At 67.8% G+C, this 14,557-nt stretch carries 14 protein-coding genes; 3 read left to right on the forward strand and 11 right to left on the reverse strand.

The annotated features are described in order from the left end of the window. Nucleotide 1: 1 nt before the first annotated feature. The 9 genes from AADH62_RS06240 to AADH62_RS06280 form a co-directional block, all read right to left on the reverse strand. Nucleotides 2–982: an electron transfer flavoprotein subunit alpha/FixB family protein gene (locus tag AADH62_RS06240; RefSeq protein WP_341578724.1), complete on the reverse strand. Its 981-nt coding sequence runs from the start codon at nucleotides 980–982 to the stop codon at nucleotides 2–4. A 10-nt stretch (nucleotides 983–992) separates the two neighbouring features. Continuing rightward, nucleotides 993–1,769 (reverse strand): electron transfer flavoprotein subunit beta/FixA family protein, encoded by a 777-nt coding sequence (locus AADH62_RS06245; protein WP_292726176.1) that lies wholly within the window; start codon nucleotides 1,767–1,769, stop codon nucleotides 993–995. A 69-nt stretch (nucleotides 1,770–1,838) separates the two neighbouring features. After that, a complete protein-coding gene (locus AADH62_RS06250) occupies nucleotides 1,839–2,627 on the reverse strand; it encodes an enoyl-CoA hydratase-related protein (RefSeq protein ID WP_292726178.1) in 789 nt (262 codons plus the stop codon). Nucleotides 2,628–2,719: 92 nt separating this feature from the next. Further along, nucleotides 2,720–3,895, reverse strand: coding sequence for a thiolase family protein (locus AADH62_RS06255; RefSeq protein WP_228178369.1), 1,176 nt, complete (start codon nucleotides 3,893–3,895; stop codon nucleotides 2,720–2,722). Then, nucleotides 3,892–5,082 carry a bifunctional 2-methylcitrate synthase/citrate synthase gene (locus tag AADH62_RS06260; protein WP_341578725.1) on the reverse strand — a complete coding sequence of 397 codons (1,191 nt, stop codon included), beginning with the start codon at nucleotides 5,080–5,082 and terminating at the stop codon, nucleotides 3,892–3,894. The genes AADH62_RS06255 and AADH62_RS06260 overlap by 4 nt, the downstream gene beginning before the upstream one ends. A 2-nt stretch (nucleotides 5,083–5,084) precedes the next feature. Beyond that, complete coding sequence (prpB, locus tag AADH62_RS06265; RefSeq protein WP_292800902.1) at nucleotides 5,085–5,999, reverse strand: methylisocitrate lyase; 915 nt, start codon at nucleotides 5,997–5,999, stop codon at nucleotides 5,085–5,087. After that, the gene (locus tag AADH62_RS06270; RefSeq protein ID WP_292726184.1) at nucleotides 5,999–7,525 is read right to left on the reverse strand and encodes an MmgE/PrpD family protein; all 1,527 of its coding nucleotides are present in this window, start codon (nucleotides 7,523–7,525) and stop codon (nucleotides 5,999–6,001) included. Before AADH62_RS06270 ends, prpB begins: the two co-directional genes overlap by 1 nt. Continuing rightward, on the reverse strand, nucleotides 7,522–8,172 hold the full coding sequence (locus AADH62_RS06275) for a GntR family transcriptional regulator (protein WP_341578726.1): 651 nt from the start codon (nucleotides 8,170–8,172) through the stop codon (nucleotides 7,522–7,524). The genes AADH62_RS06270 and AADH62_RS06275 overlap by 4 nt, the downstream gene beginning before the upstream one ends. A gap of 98 nt (nucleotides 8,173–8,270) precedes the next feature. Continuing rightward, nucleotides 8,271–8,642 (reverse strand): VOC family protein, encoded by a 372-nt coding sequence (locus AADH62_RS06280; protein ID WP_228178364.1) that lies wholly within the window; start codon nucleotides 8,640–8,642, stop codon nucleotides 8,271–8,273. A 129-nt stretch (nucleotides 8,643–8,771) separates the two neighbouring features. Between AADH62_RS06280 and AADH62_RS06285 the strand changes: the two genes are divergently transcribed. Both AADH62_RS06285 and AADH62_RS06290 read left to right on the forward strand, forming a co-directional pair. Further along, nucleotides 8,772–9,575 (forward strand): hypothetical protein, encoded by an 804-nt coding sequence (locus AADH62_RS06285; RefSeq protein ID WP_341578727.1) that lies wholly within the window; start codon nucleotides 8,772–8,774, stop codon nucleotides 9,573–9,575. A 54-nt stretch (nucleotides 9,576–9,629) separates the two neighbouring features. Then, nucleotides 9,630–10,448 carry a hypothetical protein gene (locus tag AADH62_RS06290; RefSeq protein WP_341578728.1) on the forward strand — a complete coding sequence of 273 codons (819 nt, stop codon included), beginning with the start codon at nucleotides 9,630–9,632 and terminating at the stop codon, nucleotides 10,446–10,448. Here AADH62_RS06290 and AADH62_RS06295 read toward each other — a convergent pair. Together AADH62_RS06295 and AADH62_RS06300 are read right to left on the reverse strand one after the other, a co-directional pair. Then, complete coding sequence (locus AADH62_RS06295; RefSeq protein WP_341578729.1) at nucleotides 10,441–10,938, reverse strand: NUDIX domain-containing protein; 498 nt, start codon at nucleotides 10,936–10,938, stop codon at nucleotides 10,441–10,443. The two genes, AADH62_RS06290 and AADH62_RS06295, sit on opposite strands and share 8 nt — an antisense overlap. Next, nucleotides 10,938–12,902: an ABC1 kinase family protein gene (locus AADH62_RS06300; protein WP_341578730.1), complete on the reverse strand. Its 1,965-nt coding sequence runs from the start codon at nucleotides 12,900–12,902 to the stop codon at nucleotides 10,938–10,940. The genes AADH62_RS06295 and AADH62_RS06300 overlap by 1 nt, the downstream gene beginning before the upstream one ends. A 119-nt stretch (nucleotides 12,903–13,021) precedes the next feature. Here AADH62_RS06300 and AADH62_RS06305 point away from each other — a divergent pair, with 119 nt between their 5' ends. Then, nucleotides 13,022–14,557 (forward strand): carboxylesterase/lipase family protein, encoded by a 1,536-nt coding sequence (locus AADH62_RS06305; protein ID WP_341578731.1) that lies wholly within the window; start codon nucleotides 13,022–13,024, stop codon nucleotides 14,555–14,557.

The following is a 14,557-nucleotide window of genomic DNA, read 5'->3' on the forward strand; positions in this document are numbered from 1 at the left end:
GTCAGGCCTTCTTCGCCTGCAGCGTCTCGATCAACTGCGGCACGACGGTGAAGAGGTCTCCGACGACGCCGAAATCGGCGATCTCGAAGATCGGGGCGTCGGCATCCTTGTTGATCGCGACGATCGTCTTGGCCGTCTGCATGCCGGCCTTGTGCTGGATCGCTCCGGAGATGCCGAGCGCGACATACAGCTGCGGAGCAACCGAGACACCGGTCTGACCGACCTGCGCGGACTGGGCGATGTAGCCGGCGTCGACCGCAGCACGCGATGCACCGACGGCGGCGCCGAGCACATCGGCGAGTTCCTCGACGAGGGCGAACTTCTCCTCCGAGCCGAGGCCACGCCCGCCCGAGACGACCTTGGCGGCGCCACGCAGCTCAGGCCGCGCCGAGGTCACCACGACCTCTTCGACAGACCCGATGGTCGCGGCCTTGCGCCCGGATGCCGCCACCTCGAGCTTCTCGGCGACAAGCGGCTGAGCCTCCGCTCGCGCATCGATCGAGCCCTGGCGCACCGTGATGACGGGAGCACCGAAGGTAGCCGCTGCCTCGACGTTGTAAGCGCCGCCATACACGGAGTGGTGCGCCACGATTCCCTCGTCGTCGCGGGTCACGCCGACAGCATCCACGCAGAGCGCCGAACGAGACCGGGCAGCGTACCGGCCCGCGGTCTCGCGCGACTCGATCGAGTGCGACAGCAGCACGGCGTCAGGATTCACGAGCGCCGCGGCGGCAGCCACCGCATCGGTCGCCGGCACACCCAGCGCCGCCCCCTGGCCCTCTGGCGTGGCGGTGAGCACCAGCGCGGCGCCGAGTTCAGCGGCCGTGGGCGCGAGGGTCTCGGCGTGCTCGCCGACGATCAGCGCGACGGGGGTTCCCACGCCGGCCGCAGCACCCAGCAGGCCCGCGGCGCTTGCGGCGAGCGCGCCGCCGGGCGTGACATCGAGAACGACCAGAACAGCATCAGCTGCAATATCCACCATCATCTGCCCCTTAGACCAACCGGTTCGAGATCAGGAACTCGGCGAGCTTCACGCCCGCATCGCCCTCGTCGACGACCTTCACGCCCGCCGCCCGCGGCGGCTTCTGCGCCACCGCGATCATGATCGAGCGAGCAGCATCCGGGTCATCGGCGGTGACGCCGAGGTCAGCGAGCGAGACCGTGTCGACCGGCTTCTTCTTGGCCGCCATGATCCCCTTGAAGTTCGGGAACCGCGCATCGGGCAGCCGTTCGGTGATCGAGATCACGGCGGGAAGAGCAGCGGATGCCGTCATCGACCCACCGTCGACCGACCGCTCACCCGAGACCTCAGATTCGGTGATGGTCACGGAGTTCATGCTCGTGATGCTCGGCACATCCAGCAGTTCGGCGAGCATCGCCGCCATGACCCCACCCGATCCGTCGGTGGACTGGTTTCCCGTGATCACGAGGTCGAACCCGGCCCGTGAGATCGCGGCGGCCAGGGTCTGTGCGGTGAGCCCCAGATCGGCACCCAGCAGCGCGTCATCGACGACGTGCACGGCGGATGCTGCCCCCATGGCGAGCGCCTTGCGCACCGATCCGGTTGCCGACTCCGGCGCCATCATCACGACGACGACCTCGGTGCCGGGGTTGGCGTCCGCGTACGAGAGCGCGACCTCGAGCGAGCGCTCACCGATCTCGTCGATGACGGCATCGCTTGCGCCTCGATCGGCCAGTCCCGTCTCGAGATTCAGTACTCGATCCCCCCACGTGTCGGGGACCTCTTTCACCAGGACGAGAATCCTCATCGCGCTCCTCCTTCTTGCATCGAGTCTATGGTCGCGCCAGCCCAGGGCGAATCCGTGCGGGTGAATCGGTCACCGGCCGGTGAATCGGGGGGCGCGCTTCTCGCGGAAAGCGGCCATCCCTTCCTTCTGGTCGTCGAGGGCGAACAGTGCGGCAAACGCCTGCCGTTCGAACCTCAGCCCCTCGGCAAGTCCGCTCTCCTGTGAGGCGCGCAGGGCTTCCTTGGCCGCGTAGGCCACGGGCAGTGACTTCGCGGCGATCGACTCGGCGACCGCCATCGCCTCGTCGGCAAGATCTGCGGCCGCAACCACTCGGGATACGAGGCCCGCGCGCTCGGCCTCGACGGCATCCATCATGCGCCCCGTCAGGACAAGCTCGGCGGCCTTGTAGTAGCCGATCGCGCGGGTCAGGCGCTGCGTGCCGCCCAGGCCCGGAATGACTCCCAGGGTGATCTCCGGCTGCCCGAACTTCGCGGTGTCGGCGGCGAGGATGATGTCGCAACTCATCGCGAGCTCGCACCCGCCTCCGAGTGCGAAGCCCGAAACGGCGGCGACGATCGGTGTGCGGGCCCGGCCAAGGGCCTCGAGGCCGACAAAGGGGCTGTCGACTGTCATGTCGCGCACCGTCTTGTCGGCCATCTCCTTAATGTCGGCTCCCGCGGCGAAGGCGCGCTCCGAACCGGTCAGCACGATGCATCCGATCTGCTCGTCGGCATCGAGAGCTGCCACTGCCGCGCCAAGCTCGGTGGCGAGGGTCGAGTTCAGCGCATTGAGCGCCTCGGGCCTGTTCAGCTGGATCCAGCCCACGCGACCGCGCGTGTCGACCAAGATCGTCTGGAAATCACCGGTGTTCTCGGTCACGTTCGCTCTCCTTCTTCGGTGTCGCTGGGGCGTGCCGTCCGGATCGATCCTGCCGAATCCACAGGCGGTGTCGCCAACCGATTGTCGGTTGGCTACAGCCGCTCGATGATGGTGGCGTTCGCCATCCCGCCGCCTTCGCACATCGTCTGCAGTCCGTAGCGTCCGCCGCTGTGTTCGAGCGAAGCCAGGAGGGTCCCGAGCAGGCGGGTTCCGGATGCGCCGACCGCATGCCCGAGCGCGATCGCGCCGCCCCACGGGTTGAGTTTGTCGGGATCGGCGCCGAGTTCCCGCTGCCACGCAAGTGGTACTGACGCGAAAGCCTCGTTCACCTCGTAGGCGTCGAGGTCATCGATCGTGAGCCCTGCCCGGTCGAGGATCCTCCGGGTTGCCGGGATCGGTGCGGTGAGCATCATGATCGGGTCATCGCCGACCACGGCAAAGGCGTGGAAGCGGGCGCGAGGCGTCAGGCCCAGCGCATTCGCGCGTTCCTCACTCATAATGAGCGCTGCTGAGGCGGCATCCGTCAGCGGCGACGAGTTTCCCGCGGTGATCCGCCAGTCGACGTCGGGAAAGCGCTCGGCGAGTTCCGGTGTGCGGAACGCCGGCGCAAGGCTCGCCAGCTGTTCGGCGGACGTGCCGGCTCGAATCGTCTCGTCGGCGTCCACGAGCCCGCCCGGCGTGACGACCGGCAGCACGTCGGCCGCGAAACGGCCTGCCGCCGCGGCTTCGGCGGCCCGTCGGTGCGACTGGGCAGCATACGCGTCGAGCTCATCTCGTCCGAGGCCCCACCGCGCCGCGATAAGTTCCGCGGAGACGCCCTGGTTCACGAGGCCCTCAGGGTAGCGGCGACGGATGCCGTCGGCATCCGCACCGCCGGCACCAGCCGATCCCAGCGGAACGCGACTCATGGACTCGACGCCCGCCGCGATCACGACGTCATAGGCACCGGCAATGATCCCGTGGGCCGCGAAGTGCACAGCCTGCTGGCTCGAGCCGCACTGCCGGTCGATCGTCGCGGCCGGCACCGACTCGTCGAAGCCCGCCGCAAGAACAGCCTGACGAGCGATGTTGGCGGCCTGGTCGCCGACCTGACTGACGCACCCCATCAGGACGTCATCGATCTGGCGCGACTCGAGCCCGTTGCGCTCGAGGATCGCGGTCAGCGTGCCGGCTGCGAGGTCGACGGGATGCACACCGGAGAGCGCGCCTCCGGGCTTGCCCCGACCGGAGGGCGTCCGGACGACGTCGACGATGACGGCGGTGGTCACTCGGTGGCCTCCTCCGGGCGCTCTTGCACGTTGATCGCGGAGGTGTCGGGCACGTAGCCCTCGATGTGGCGCTCATCGGGGCCGTTGTAGGCCGACAGCGGCCGGATGAGCGCGTTCGAGGCCTGCTGCTCCATGATGTGTGAGGTCCAGCCCACAACGCGGGCAGCGACGAACAGCGGCGTGAAGGTCAGCGTGTCGAAGCCGATCAGGCTGTAGGCCGGACCCGACGGGTAGTCGAGGTTCGGGTAGATGCCCTTACGCGCCACGAACTCCGATTCGAGGGCGTCGTAGAGGGCTGCGACATCCGGGCGGTCGTAGTGGGCGACAAGGGTGTCGAGCGCCGCCTTCATGGTGGGAACGCGCGAGTCACCGCGCTTGTACACGCGATGCCCGAAGCCCATGATCTTGCGCTTCTCGGCGAGAGCCGTGTCGAGCCACGCTGACACGTTCTCGGCCGAGCCGATCTCGTCGAAGATGTGCAGCACTGCCTCGTTCGCGCCACCGTGCAGGGGTCCCTTCAACGCGCCGATCGCACCTACCACTGCGGAGTAAAGGTCGCTGAGGGTCGAGGTGATGACGCGGGCAGTGAATGTCGACGCATTGAATGAGTGCTCGGCGTACAGGATCATCGAGCGGTTGAACGCTTCGACGACGACCTCGTCCGCTTCTTCACCGAAAGTCAGCCAGAGGAAGTTCGCGGCGTAGTCCAGATCGTCGCGAGCTTCGACCGGCTCGAGCCCGTGGCGGCGCCGCTGCCCGTAGGCGACGATCGCCGGAAGTTCGCCGAAGAGACGGATGCTGCGCTCGAGGTTCTGCTGCGGAGTGCCCACCGCGTCCATGACATTCACGATGCCGCGGGTCTCACGCGCCCCGATGACACTGACGGCTGTGCGCACCTCATCCATCGGATGAGCATCGAGCGGGATGAGATCGATCGCGGCCCTCACGTCGGGCTGCAGTGCGCGGTTCTCGCGCTCCGTCTTGCGCAGAGTGGCAAGCTGCTCGTCTGAGGGCAGCTCGCCGGTCCACAGCAGGTGCGCGACGGCTTCGACAGGCTGTGTGGCGGCGAGCTCCTGAACCGGGTATCCGCGGTAGAGCAGGCTGTTGCTGTCGGGGTTGACCTTGCTGACTGCCGTGTAGTCAACGACGACGCCGGCAAGCCCCTTCTTGATGTCGGTGTCGGCCATGCTCACTCCTTCGTGATGGGTGCAGAGACAGTGAAGTTGAAGATGCTCGAGTCGAAGTGGTTGTACTGCTCGTAATCGATCAGGTCGTAGAGGTCGGCGCGGTGCTGCATCTCGTCGAGCCTGTCGCGCAGGTGCCCCTTCGTCTCCAACTCATCGAGCGCACGCCCCGCGGAGCCCATGGCGATCCGCAGCAGCGAGACCGGCCAGATCACAATGTTGATCCCGGCCGAGCGCAACTGCGCCGTCGAGAACAGCTCGCTCTTCCCGAACTCGGTCATGTTCGCGAGCACCGGCACATCCAGCGCCGCACGCATCCGCTCGAACTCGCCGAGATCACGCATCGCCTCGGGGAAGATCGCGTCGGCACCGGCATCCACCAGCGCCTTCGCGCGGTCGATCGCGGCATCCAGTCCCTCGATGGCACGGATGTCGGTGCGAGCCATGATGAGGAAGTTCTCGTCCCGACGCGCGTCGACGGCGGCACGGATGCGTTTGACCGCGGTGTCAGCATCGACGACGGCCTTCCCGTCGAGGTGACCGCACCGCTTGGGGTTGATCTGATCCTCGATGTGGGTGCCCGCAAGGCCTGCGTCTTCGAGGGTCTGAATGGTGCGTGCCACGTTCATCGGCTCGCCGAACCCGGTGTCGGCGTCGATGATCGCCGGAAGCTCGGTCATCCGGGCGATCTGCTGCCCGCGGCCCGCGACCTCGGTGAGGGTCGTCAGGCCGATGTCGGGGAGCCCGAGGTCGGCCGCAAGGACGGCACCGGAGATGTAGACCCCCTCGAAGCCCTTGCGCTCGATCAGGCGCGCCGACAGCGGGTTGAAGGCTCCCGGGAATCGCAACAGCTCTCCCGACGCAAGGCGCTCCCGAAACAGCCTTCGCTTCTCGGCCGCGGATGTCTGGCTGTAGAGCATCAGAAGAGCCCCTTGGGCGCGGGCGCCGAGGCGAGAACACCGATTCTCGCGACGATGTTGAGCTGCCCGACCTCGTCTGCCGAGAGCTCAGGGAGGCGCTGGGCGAGGTCGAGGAACCGTTCGATCTCTTCGGGAGCGAGCACGGGCTCGGCAAGCAGCCGGAACTTGCGAACGTAGTCCTCGCGAGCGAACGGCCGCGCGCCCAACGGGTGCGCGTCGGCAACAGCGATCTCGTCGACAACGGTGGAACCGTCGGCCATAACGATCTCCACGCGACCCCCGAAGGCCTTCTCGTCGGGGTCCTCGGAGTGGTAGCGGCGCGTCCACTCGGCATCCTCGGCCGTCGTGATCTTGCGCCAGAGCTCCACCGTGTCGGGCCGTGCGGCACGTTCGGGAAGATACGAGTCGACGTGATGCCACGCGCCGTCCTGCAACGCGACCGCGAAAATGTACGGGATCGAGTGATCGAGGGTCTCGCGAGATGCCTGCGGGTCGTACTTCTGCGGGTCGTTCGCCCCCGAGCCGATGACGTAGTGCGTGTGGTGGCTCGTGTGCAGCACGATGCTCGCGATGTTGGCGGGGTCGCGCAGCTCGGGGCGCTCGGTACCGAGCTTGCGGGCCAAGTCGATCCACGCCTGCGCCTGGTACTCGGCCGAGTGCTCCTTCGTGTAGGAGTCGAGGATCGCCCGCTTGGACTCGCCCGGCGCCGGAAGCGGCACCTCGTAGGCGGCATCCTTGCCATCGAGCAGCCAGGCGATCACGCCGTCCTCGCCCTCATAGATGGGGCTGGGGCTCGTCTCACCGCGCATCGCCCGGTCCACGGCTTCGACTGCCATCTTGCCGGCGAAGGCAGGGGCGTGGGCCTTCCACGTCGAGATCTCGCCCTTGCGGGACTGGCGGGTCGCGGTGGTCGTGTGCAGGGCCTGCCCGACGGCCTGGTAGATCGTCTCGACGGACAGGCCCAGGAGGGTGCCGATGCCGGCAGCTGCCGACGGACCGAGGTGTGCGACGTGGTCGATCTTGTGCTTGTGTAGCGAGATCGCGCGCACGAGGTCCATCTGGATCTCGTAGCCCGTCGCGAGACCCCGCACCACCGCGGCACCATCGGCCCCGACGTGCTGGGCGACGGCCAGGATCGGCGGGATGTTGTCACCCGGGTGAGAGTACTCGGCAGCCAGGAACGTGTCGTGGTAGTCGAGCTCACGCACCGCGACTCCGTTTGCCCACGCCGCCCACTCCGGACTCGTGCGACGCTCGTTCGCGCAGCCGAAGACCGTCGATCCGGCACCGCTGACCGACACCGCGTGGTCGAGCGCCTGCTGTCGTGCAGCACTCACCGGTCGGCGAGTGAGGGATGCCGCCGCAACCGCGGCGTTGTCGATCACGCGGTTGATGATCATGTCGACGACCTCGGGTTCGACCGCTACCGGGTCGGCGGCAACCTCCGCGATGTGCCAGGCGAGTTGTCCCTCGCGGGCAAGGTTCTCGTCGCTGCGGTGGACACGGACGTGGTGCGTGATTGTCATGCTGCTCCGGGTTCGGTGCGGGCCTCAGCCAGGGAGGCGAGGATGTTGGTCAGGGCGTTGTGCAGATGCACGTGGGTCGCGTGCGCGGCGAGGTCGGCATCCTTCGCGGCGATCGCGTGCGCGATCAGCGCATGTTCGCCGACGGATGCGGAGAGCCGTGCGGGATTCTCGCGGGCGAGGCGGCGAACGCGCACGAGGTGGGTGCGGATCGTACGAAGCGCCGAGCTCAGGTAGATGTTGTCGACGGCATCGTCGAGGGCGGCATCGAACCGCGCGATCAGGTCGTAGTAGTGCTCGCGGCCTTCACCGCGCAGTGACGTCCTGTCGAACTCCGCGGCAAGTTCCGCGAACTCGGCCGGGTCTGCCCGGGTCGCCGCGAGGCGCGCAGCAGCTTCTTCGAGCGCCCGGCGGAACTCGAACAGGGCACGGATGTCATCAGCATCGACGTCCGACACGACAGTGACCCTCGGCGACTGTTGCACGACGAGCCCGTCTGCAGCCAGGCGCGCGAGCGCCTCACGCAGTGGCGTACGGCTCACACCGAGGCGGGCCGCCTGCTCGACTTCGCCGAGCACGGCACCCGCGGGTAGGAGGCCGTCTTGGATCTCGGTCAGGAGCGTCCGGTACGCACGATCGCTCGCTCGCATCGACTCTCCCTTCCCCGCCTCCATGTATACACAAAAGCTATCCAGCTATCAATACTGGTTCCTGTGATAGCTCTAGGTATACAAAGAGCGACGGTTCGCTAGGAGCCGTCCGTTCCCGGCGAGCCCTCGTACAGGCCGATGACATTCCCGTCGGGGTCGCTGATGACCGCCCACCAGCTCGTGTCATCGATCGGCTGCTTCGACATCAAGACGGCGCCACCGGCATCCGTCGCCGACGCGACAGTCTCGTCGATCGAATCCACCTCGACGTAGGACCGCGGCTGCGTGAAGCCCTCACTGCGTGGGGCGAGGCCCCCACCGCTGATCTGGTTCGGCGCCTGCCACATCGGGTAGCCCTCGAAACCGGGAGCCTCTCGGATCTGCCACCCGAAGAGCCGTTCGTAGAACGCTGTCGCTGCCGCCATGTCGGCGACCGGAATGTCGATGTGCGTGATGTCACCGTGTGCCATGTCGTTCTCCTCGATGAGTGCTGAGCAGCCGGGACTCACCCGACGGTGCAAGTCTGATCGTCGCGCGGGGCACTGACAAGGGCGTTCGTCACGCCGAACCTGCAATGCACACCGTGCGACGATGAGGCAATGGATGACGCATCGGCTGCCGAACTGCGGAGGCTCCGCGCCCGGGCATACGGCCCCGACGCCGACCTGCTCGAGGACCCCGCCGCCAGCTCGCGCCTGATGGAACTTGAAGCACAGCTTCGAGCGGAGCGCGAGGCAGAGCGGCCTCCGGTGGCTACGGCGTCCAGCGCATCCGGAACGGGCCGCGAGCCAGGCCCAGCCGCCGAGGCACAATCGCCCGATGCGCCCGCCGCAGACCTCGACGCCGAAGCCGCAGACGACCCGGCGACACGCCGCCTGTGGGCACTGGTGCGCATGCTGACCTCGCGGCTGCCACCTGTCGCGACCGCCATCGTCGCCGTGTCGATCGCAGCGGCGATTGCGTTGACGGCATCCATCGTCTGGGGACTCGCGTCTCTTCCCATGATCTCGCAGACAAGCGCGAGCCGTCAGGTAGCCACTCTCGAGATCGATGACGACGTTGCGATACCCGAGGGATTCTTCGGCACGACGTCGGAGCAGGCCATCGCCTACGAGTACTACGGGCTTCTGATGGCGCAATCGTCGGCCATGAGCCCGAACGGGGAGAGCGAGTGTCTTATCGGGCTGGACGAAGACGACCTGACTGCCGATGGTCAAGGCGTGAACGGGCCGTTCTACTACGGATGCCGGGCCGGGGCCTTCCCCGCGACGATCGAAGTTCCCTTGGATGACACAGCGCCGGAGCGCTTGCGCGCGCAATTCCCCGAGGGCGGCGCACTGCAGTTCGTTCTGCAGGACGACCGGATCGGTGTCTTCTGGGACGGCGGCGCGACCGCGGCCTAGCTTCCGGACGCGGGCGACACCGTCAGCGAGCACGGGTCATGCGAGCATGAAGCGATGAACGACGATGCCGCCGCTGAGCTGCAAGCGTTGCGCGCGCGAGCCTACGGTCCCGACGCCGACATCCTGCGCGACCCGGTCGCCTACGACCGACTGCAGGAACTCGAAGCGCAGCTGCGCAGCGAGCAGCGAGGGCCGGAGCGCAGCGGTGCGGTCCCAGGTACGTCGTCAGTGGCATCCAGCACCGAAGGGGGTGCCCCATCGTCCGCGGCAGCGGCGGCCGGCACCGGCGATCAGGAGTCCGCGGGCACGGCAGTCCCCCGCAGCACCGAACGGGCCAGCGAATCAGGTGCCCGCGCGGCTTGGTCGCCGCTCACCCGCGTGCCCCCGCTCGCGCGCGCCTTCTGGCTCATTTCGGTGATGGCGGTAGCGACGCTCGCCGCATCCGTCACCTGGGGCCTCGCCTCGATTCCGGTGATCTCCGAGGGCTCGGGAGCGCGACAGATTGCGGCGCTCGATCCCGACCCGTCAGCCACAGCCCCGCCGTTTGGGAACACCGACACACCCCCGGTGGGATTCCAGTTCGCGGGCTACACGCTGATCACGGCCACGAACTCGAGCGACGGCGTCGACAGCGAGTGCCTTGTCGCCTTCAGAACTGAGGACGTTGACGACGAGTCGGGCTTTCCGAACGGGCCGACGTACTACGGATGCGGCGCCGGGACTTTCCCGCCGACCGCGTCACTACAGATCCATGCGGGTTCGCCGGCCGAGGCTCTGGAACGCTTCGGAGAAGGGTCCTCGCTGCAGTTCGTCCTGGAGGGCGACCGCGTCGGCGTCTTCGTCGACTCAGCACCGCCGGACCCGGTCAACTGACGCCGTGAGCACCGAGCGCTGCAGCAAGTGCAGCAATCACCGGTCGCTGTGACGCGGTGAGCTTCTCGGCGGCAACGGCAGGTTGCATCCACTCGACACGATCGACCTCGGGAAAGCTCACCGTCCTCCCCGATCGCGGCGGCCACTCGAGCTCGAACTCCCCGAAGACCGGGCGCGAGATATCGAGCCCGGTGTCCTCAATGGCGAAGACGCTGACCGTCTTGCGTGATGCCGCGAAAGACCCGAGCTCGACCACAGGGCCATCCGGCGGATCGATCCCGAGCTCCTCACGGAACTCGCGCCGCGCGGCCTGAAGTGGGGACTCCTCCGCCGGGTCATATTCGCCCTTGGGGATCGTCCAGGCTCCGGCATCCTTGCGCTGCCAGAACGGTCCACCCATGTGGGCGATGAGTACCTCGAGCGCGCTCGAGCCACCCGACGCGGACACTACGAGGCGATACACCAGCAAGCCGGCGCTCGTTACCGGCATCAGCCGGCGCCGTCTCGGCGCCGCAGCGCCGCGCGAAGGCTCCGCACGAGCAGCAGCAGACCGCCCAGGCCGACGACACTGCCAAGGAACGGGAACAGGGGAACGTCCTCGGTCAGTTGCGGTCCGCCCGAGGAAATCGCCAGGGCGATGCCCGTGGCCAGCAGAGTCACACCGACGAGCGTGCTCGTCACCTGGCCGAGCATTCCCTCGATCCATCGCCGCTCACCCGCACCCTCGAACGAGCGAAGGCGCACCGAGAAGGTGCCCTGTTCGAGAGAGCGCGAAATGTTCTCCAGGCGCCGCGGCACGCGGCGCACCTGCTCCAGAGCGAGCACGAGCTGCGTCTGCGCCGACAGCGCTGCGGTACGCAGCGACAGCATGCTGCGGGCGAAGTGCGGTGCCCGCGCAAGCGCCTGACCGACCATGTCGTACCCCGGATACACCCGGCGGAGGCTCCCCTCGAGCGAGCCGAGAGTCCGGAATACCAGCAGCAGAGACGGGGGCATCGCCAGTCGGTGGTGGCGGAGGGTGTCGAGCAGAAGCCGGAAGACATCCTCGCCCGCGGGGGCGTTGCGAACCCGAGTGATGATCGCTCCGACATCACGCTGCAGCGCTGCCTGATCGGCGCCCGCCGGGTCGGGTTCGCACAGCAGCAGCACGATATCGGTGGCGGCCTGATCATCGTCGGCGGCGATCGCTGTCAGCAGCGGCACAAGAAGGCGCCGCATACTGGCCTCCAGTATGCCCACGGCGCCGAAATCGATCAGGGCTACCTCTCCGTCATCGCAGAGGATCAGGTTTCCCGGATGCAGGTCGGCGTGGAAGACCCCGCGCACGGCGATCTGCTCGAACACGGCATCCAGGACCCCGTCGGCGAGCGCGCGGGCTGCGCCCGGCTCCACCGCTCCCTCGGGGAGCTTGCCGAAGGGCACCCCCTCGATGCGCTCTTGCACGATCATTCGCTGGGTGCACAGATCCGGAAAGACCCGGGGAACCCGCAACGGCATCGCGTGCGTCTTCGCGATGGCGCCCCGCAGCATCTCGGCGTTGGCCACCTCGATGCGATAGTCGAGCTCCTCGGTGAGTGCGCGCGAGAACTCGGCGACAAGGGCGACGGCACCATAGTCGGCTGCCCACGCAGTGCGACGTTCGGCATCACGCGCGAGGCGCTCGAGGATGTCGAGATCGGTGGTGACTTGGGCGCGTGCGGAGGGCCGCTGGATCTTCACGACGACGCGCTCGCCCGACACCAGCGTCGCGGCGTGCACCTGGGCGACGGATGCCGCAGCCATCGGCTCCGACTCGATCTCTGCGAACACCTCGGTGATCGGCCGCCTGAGTTCGGCACGGATCGCCGCTTCGGCCTCCGGCCAGGGAATCGGGGTCGAGTCCATCTGCAGCGTCGAGAGCGCTTCGATGAGGTCTCGCGGCAGCACGTCCTCGCGCGTCGAGAGCACCTGGCCGAGTTTGACGAAGGTGACGCCGGCCTCGGCCAGGGCCGCCACCAGCGCCTGGGGCAACGCGTCTCGCGCGGCATCCGATCGGCCGCGGTACATTCCCAGGCCGTGCCGGGAGGCGATGGCAACGATCTGCGCGTATCGGCGGGCGCGATCGCGGCGACGGAACGCCTCCCGGACGATCGTCACCGGATTTCCGAGCGGGCGACTGGGCCAGAGGAACTCCAGGGTGACGAGGATGACGACGACGACGGCGAAGATCCAGCCGAGTACGAGGGCGACGAAGGCCACCACGATCGGGCTTTCGACGACGACGCGATCACCGTCGATGACGTCGGCCTGCTCGAACACCCACGCTGTCAGCGGAAGTGAGCCAAGGAACACCACGGCGGAGGTCACGAGAGCGCGAACCCATCCGATCTGGGCGTCGAGGAGTCGCCTGCTGACCCATGCGGACAGCGCAGCGAAGGCGGCAGTGAGCAGAAGGACAGCAAGCCAGATCGGCATGTCCCGATTGTGTCAGCAGCATGATCCGGGCGCACGAACTGCACCGAAACCCGGCCGCATAGCGCCACCGTCTACGCTGTCTCGCGACGCCGCCCTCTCACCAGACCCGGAAGGCCCCCATGGACGAGACCCCTGTTGCAGCCGCACCCGCCGGGCGCTTCGCCGGAGAGGAGCTTGCAGGCGGCATCCGCGTCTGGCGCGGCATCCGCTATGCCCAGGCCCCGACCGGCGACGCCCGCTGGCGCGACCCTGTTCCGGCCGAGCCGCTGGATGCCGGCGTGACGGTCGAGGTGACAAGCTTCGGGCCCGCCGCACCGCAGAAGGCGAATCCGGCCATGGACCTCGGGCCGGACCCGATCTTCGACGAGGACTGCCTCTTCCTGAACGTCTGGAGCGGGGCGGATGTTGATGCTCCGGCTCCGGTCATGGTGTGGCTGCACGGCGGGGCTTACACGTTCGGCTCCAGCAGCCAGCCGGTCTATGACGGCGAAGCCCTCGCGGGCCACGGCGTGGTCGTAGTGACGATCAACTACCGCATCGGCGCGCTCGGATTCCTCGATCTGTCGAGCAAGTCCACCCCGGAGCATCCCTTCGACGGAAACCTCGCCCTGAAGGACGTCATGCTGGCGTTGCGCTGGGTGCAGCGGAACATCGCAGCGTTCGGGGGCGACCCCGAGCGCGTGACCGTCTTCGGCGAGTCCGCGGGCGCGGGCCTCGTGACGACGCTGCTCGCCGTCCCGAGCGCTGCGGGGCTCTTCTCGCGCGCGATCGCCGAATCCTCGCCGGTCTCGAGCGTCTACGACGCGGCCCGGGCCGAGACCGTCACCGACCTGTTCTTGGCGGCGGTCGGTAATCCCGCCCCGGCAGATCTGCGAACACTGCCGGTCGACACGATCGTCGAAGCCGGGATGACGGTGTTCGCGGAAGTCCCGGCACAGCATCCGGGAACGATCGCGTTCGGTCCGGTGATCGACGGTGACCTGCTGCCCGAGGCGCCGGCGACAGTCCTTGCCGAGGGGCGTGGTCTGCCGGTACCGCTGTTGATCGGCACAAACAAGGACGAGGCATCCCTCTTCCGGATGATGAAGTCACCGCTCATGCCCATCCGCGAGGAGCAGATCGAGCAGATGCTCGCCGAACTCGGCACCGAACGCCCCGGTATCGACCTGCCGTCGATGGCGCAGGTGCTCTCAGCGTACGAGGGCGTTCGTCACCACGCGGTCGGGCTGGGAATCGCCCGTGACATCGGATTCCGGATGCCGACGCTCTGGGCCGTCGAGGGCCATTCCCGCGTCGCGCCGGTCTGGCTCTACCGCTTTGACCACGCGACGCCGATGCTGCACCTGCTGCGCATCGGCGCAACGCACGCGACCGAGCTCCCCTACGTATGGGGCACGTTCGGCCGCCGCGCGCACGACATCAGCTTCCGACTCGGCGGCCGCCATGAGGCCGAACGGATCTCGGCGAGAATGCAGCAACGATGGACGGCGTTCGCCACGGGGGAGGCCCCGAACGCCGACGGCGCCGTGGAGTGGCCGGCATTCGATGTCGATACCCGCGCAACGCTCGTGATCGAGGCCGCGGACCGTGTGGTCCCCGACCTCGATCACGAGTTGCGCACCGGCTGGGGAGACGAGGTTCTCGCCTTCCCCTGA

Origin of the sequence: Microbacterium schleiferi, assembly GCF_038150145.1 — a bacterium.
Classification (GTDB): Bacteria; Actinomycetota; Actinomycetes; order Actinomycetales; family Microbacteriaceae; genus Microbacterium; species Microbacterium schleiferi_B.

What these genes read in the sequence shown, in the direction of transcription:
- AADH62_RS06275 (WP_341578726.1), bottom strand. Translation starts at nt 8,172, where the DNA reads ATGCGAGCGAGCGATCGTGCGTACCGGACGCTCCTGACCGAGATCCAA.
- AADH62_RS06305 (WP_341578731.1), top strand. Translation starts at nt 13,022, where the DNA reads ATGGACGAGACCCCTGTTGCAGCCGCACCCGCCGGGCGCTTCGCCGGA.
- AADH62_RS06245 (WP_292726176.1), bottom strand. Translation starts at nt 1,769, where the DNA reads ATGAGGATTCTCGTCCTGGTGAAAGAGGTCCCCGACACGTGGGGGGAT.
- prpB (WP_292800902.1), bottom strand. Translation starts at nt 5,999, where the DNA reads ATGCTCTACAGCCAGACATCCGCGGCCGAGAAGCGAAGGCTGTTTCGG.
- AADH62_RS06260 (WP_341578725.1), bottom strand. Translation starts at nt 5,082, where the DNA reads ATGGCCGACACCGACATCAAGAAGGGGCTTGCCGGCGTCGTCGTTGAC.
- AADH62_RS06280 (WP_228178364.1), bottom strand. Translation starts at nt 8,642, where the DNA reads ATGGCACACGGTGACATCACGCACATCGACATTCCGGTCGCCGACATG.
- AADH62_RS06300 (WP_341578730.1), bottom strand. Translation starts at nt 12,902, where the DNA reads ATGCCGATCTGGCTTGCTGTCCTTCTGCTCACTGCCGCCTTCGCTGCG.
- AADH62_RS06295 (WP_341578729.1), bottom strand. Translation starts at nt 10,938, where the DNA reads ATGCCGGTAACGAGCGCCGGCTTGCTGGTGTATCGCCTCGTAGTGTCC.
- AADH62_RS06270 (WP_292726184.1), bottom strand. Translation starts at nt 7,525, where the DNA reads ATGACAATCACGCACCACGTCCGTGTCCACCGCAGCGACGAGAACCTT.
- AADH62_RS06240 (WP_341578724.1), bottom strand. Translation starts at nt 982, where the DNA reads ATGGTGGATATTGCAGCTGATGCTGTTCTGGTCGTTCTCGATGTCACG.
- AADH62_RS06290 (WP_341578728.1), top strand. Translation starts at nt 9,630, where the DNA reads ATGAACGACGATGCCGCCGCTGAGCTGCAAGCGTTGCGCGCGCGAGCC.
- AADH62_RS06285 (WP_341578727.1), top strand. Translation starts at nt 8,772, where the DNA reads ATGGATGACGCATCGGCTGCCGAACTGCGGAGGCTCCGCGCCCGGGCA.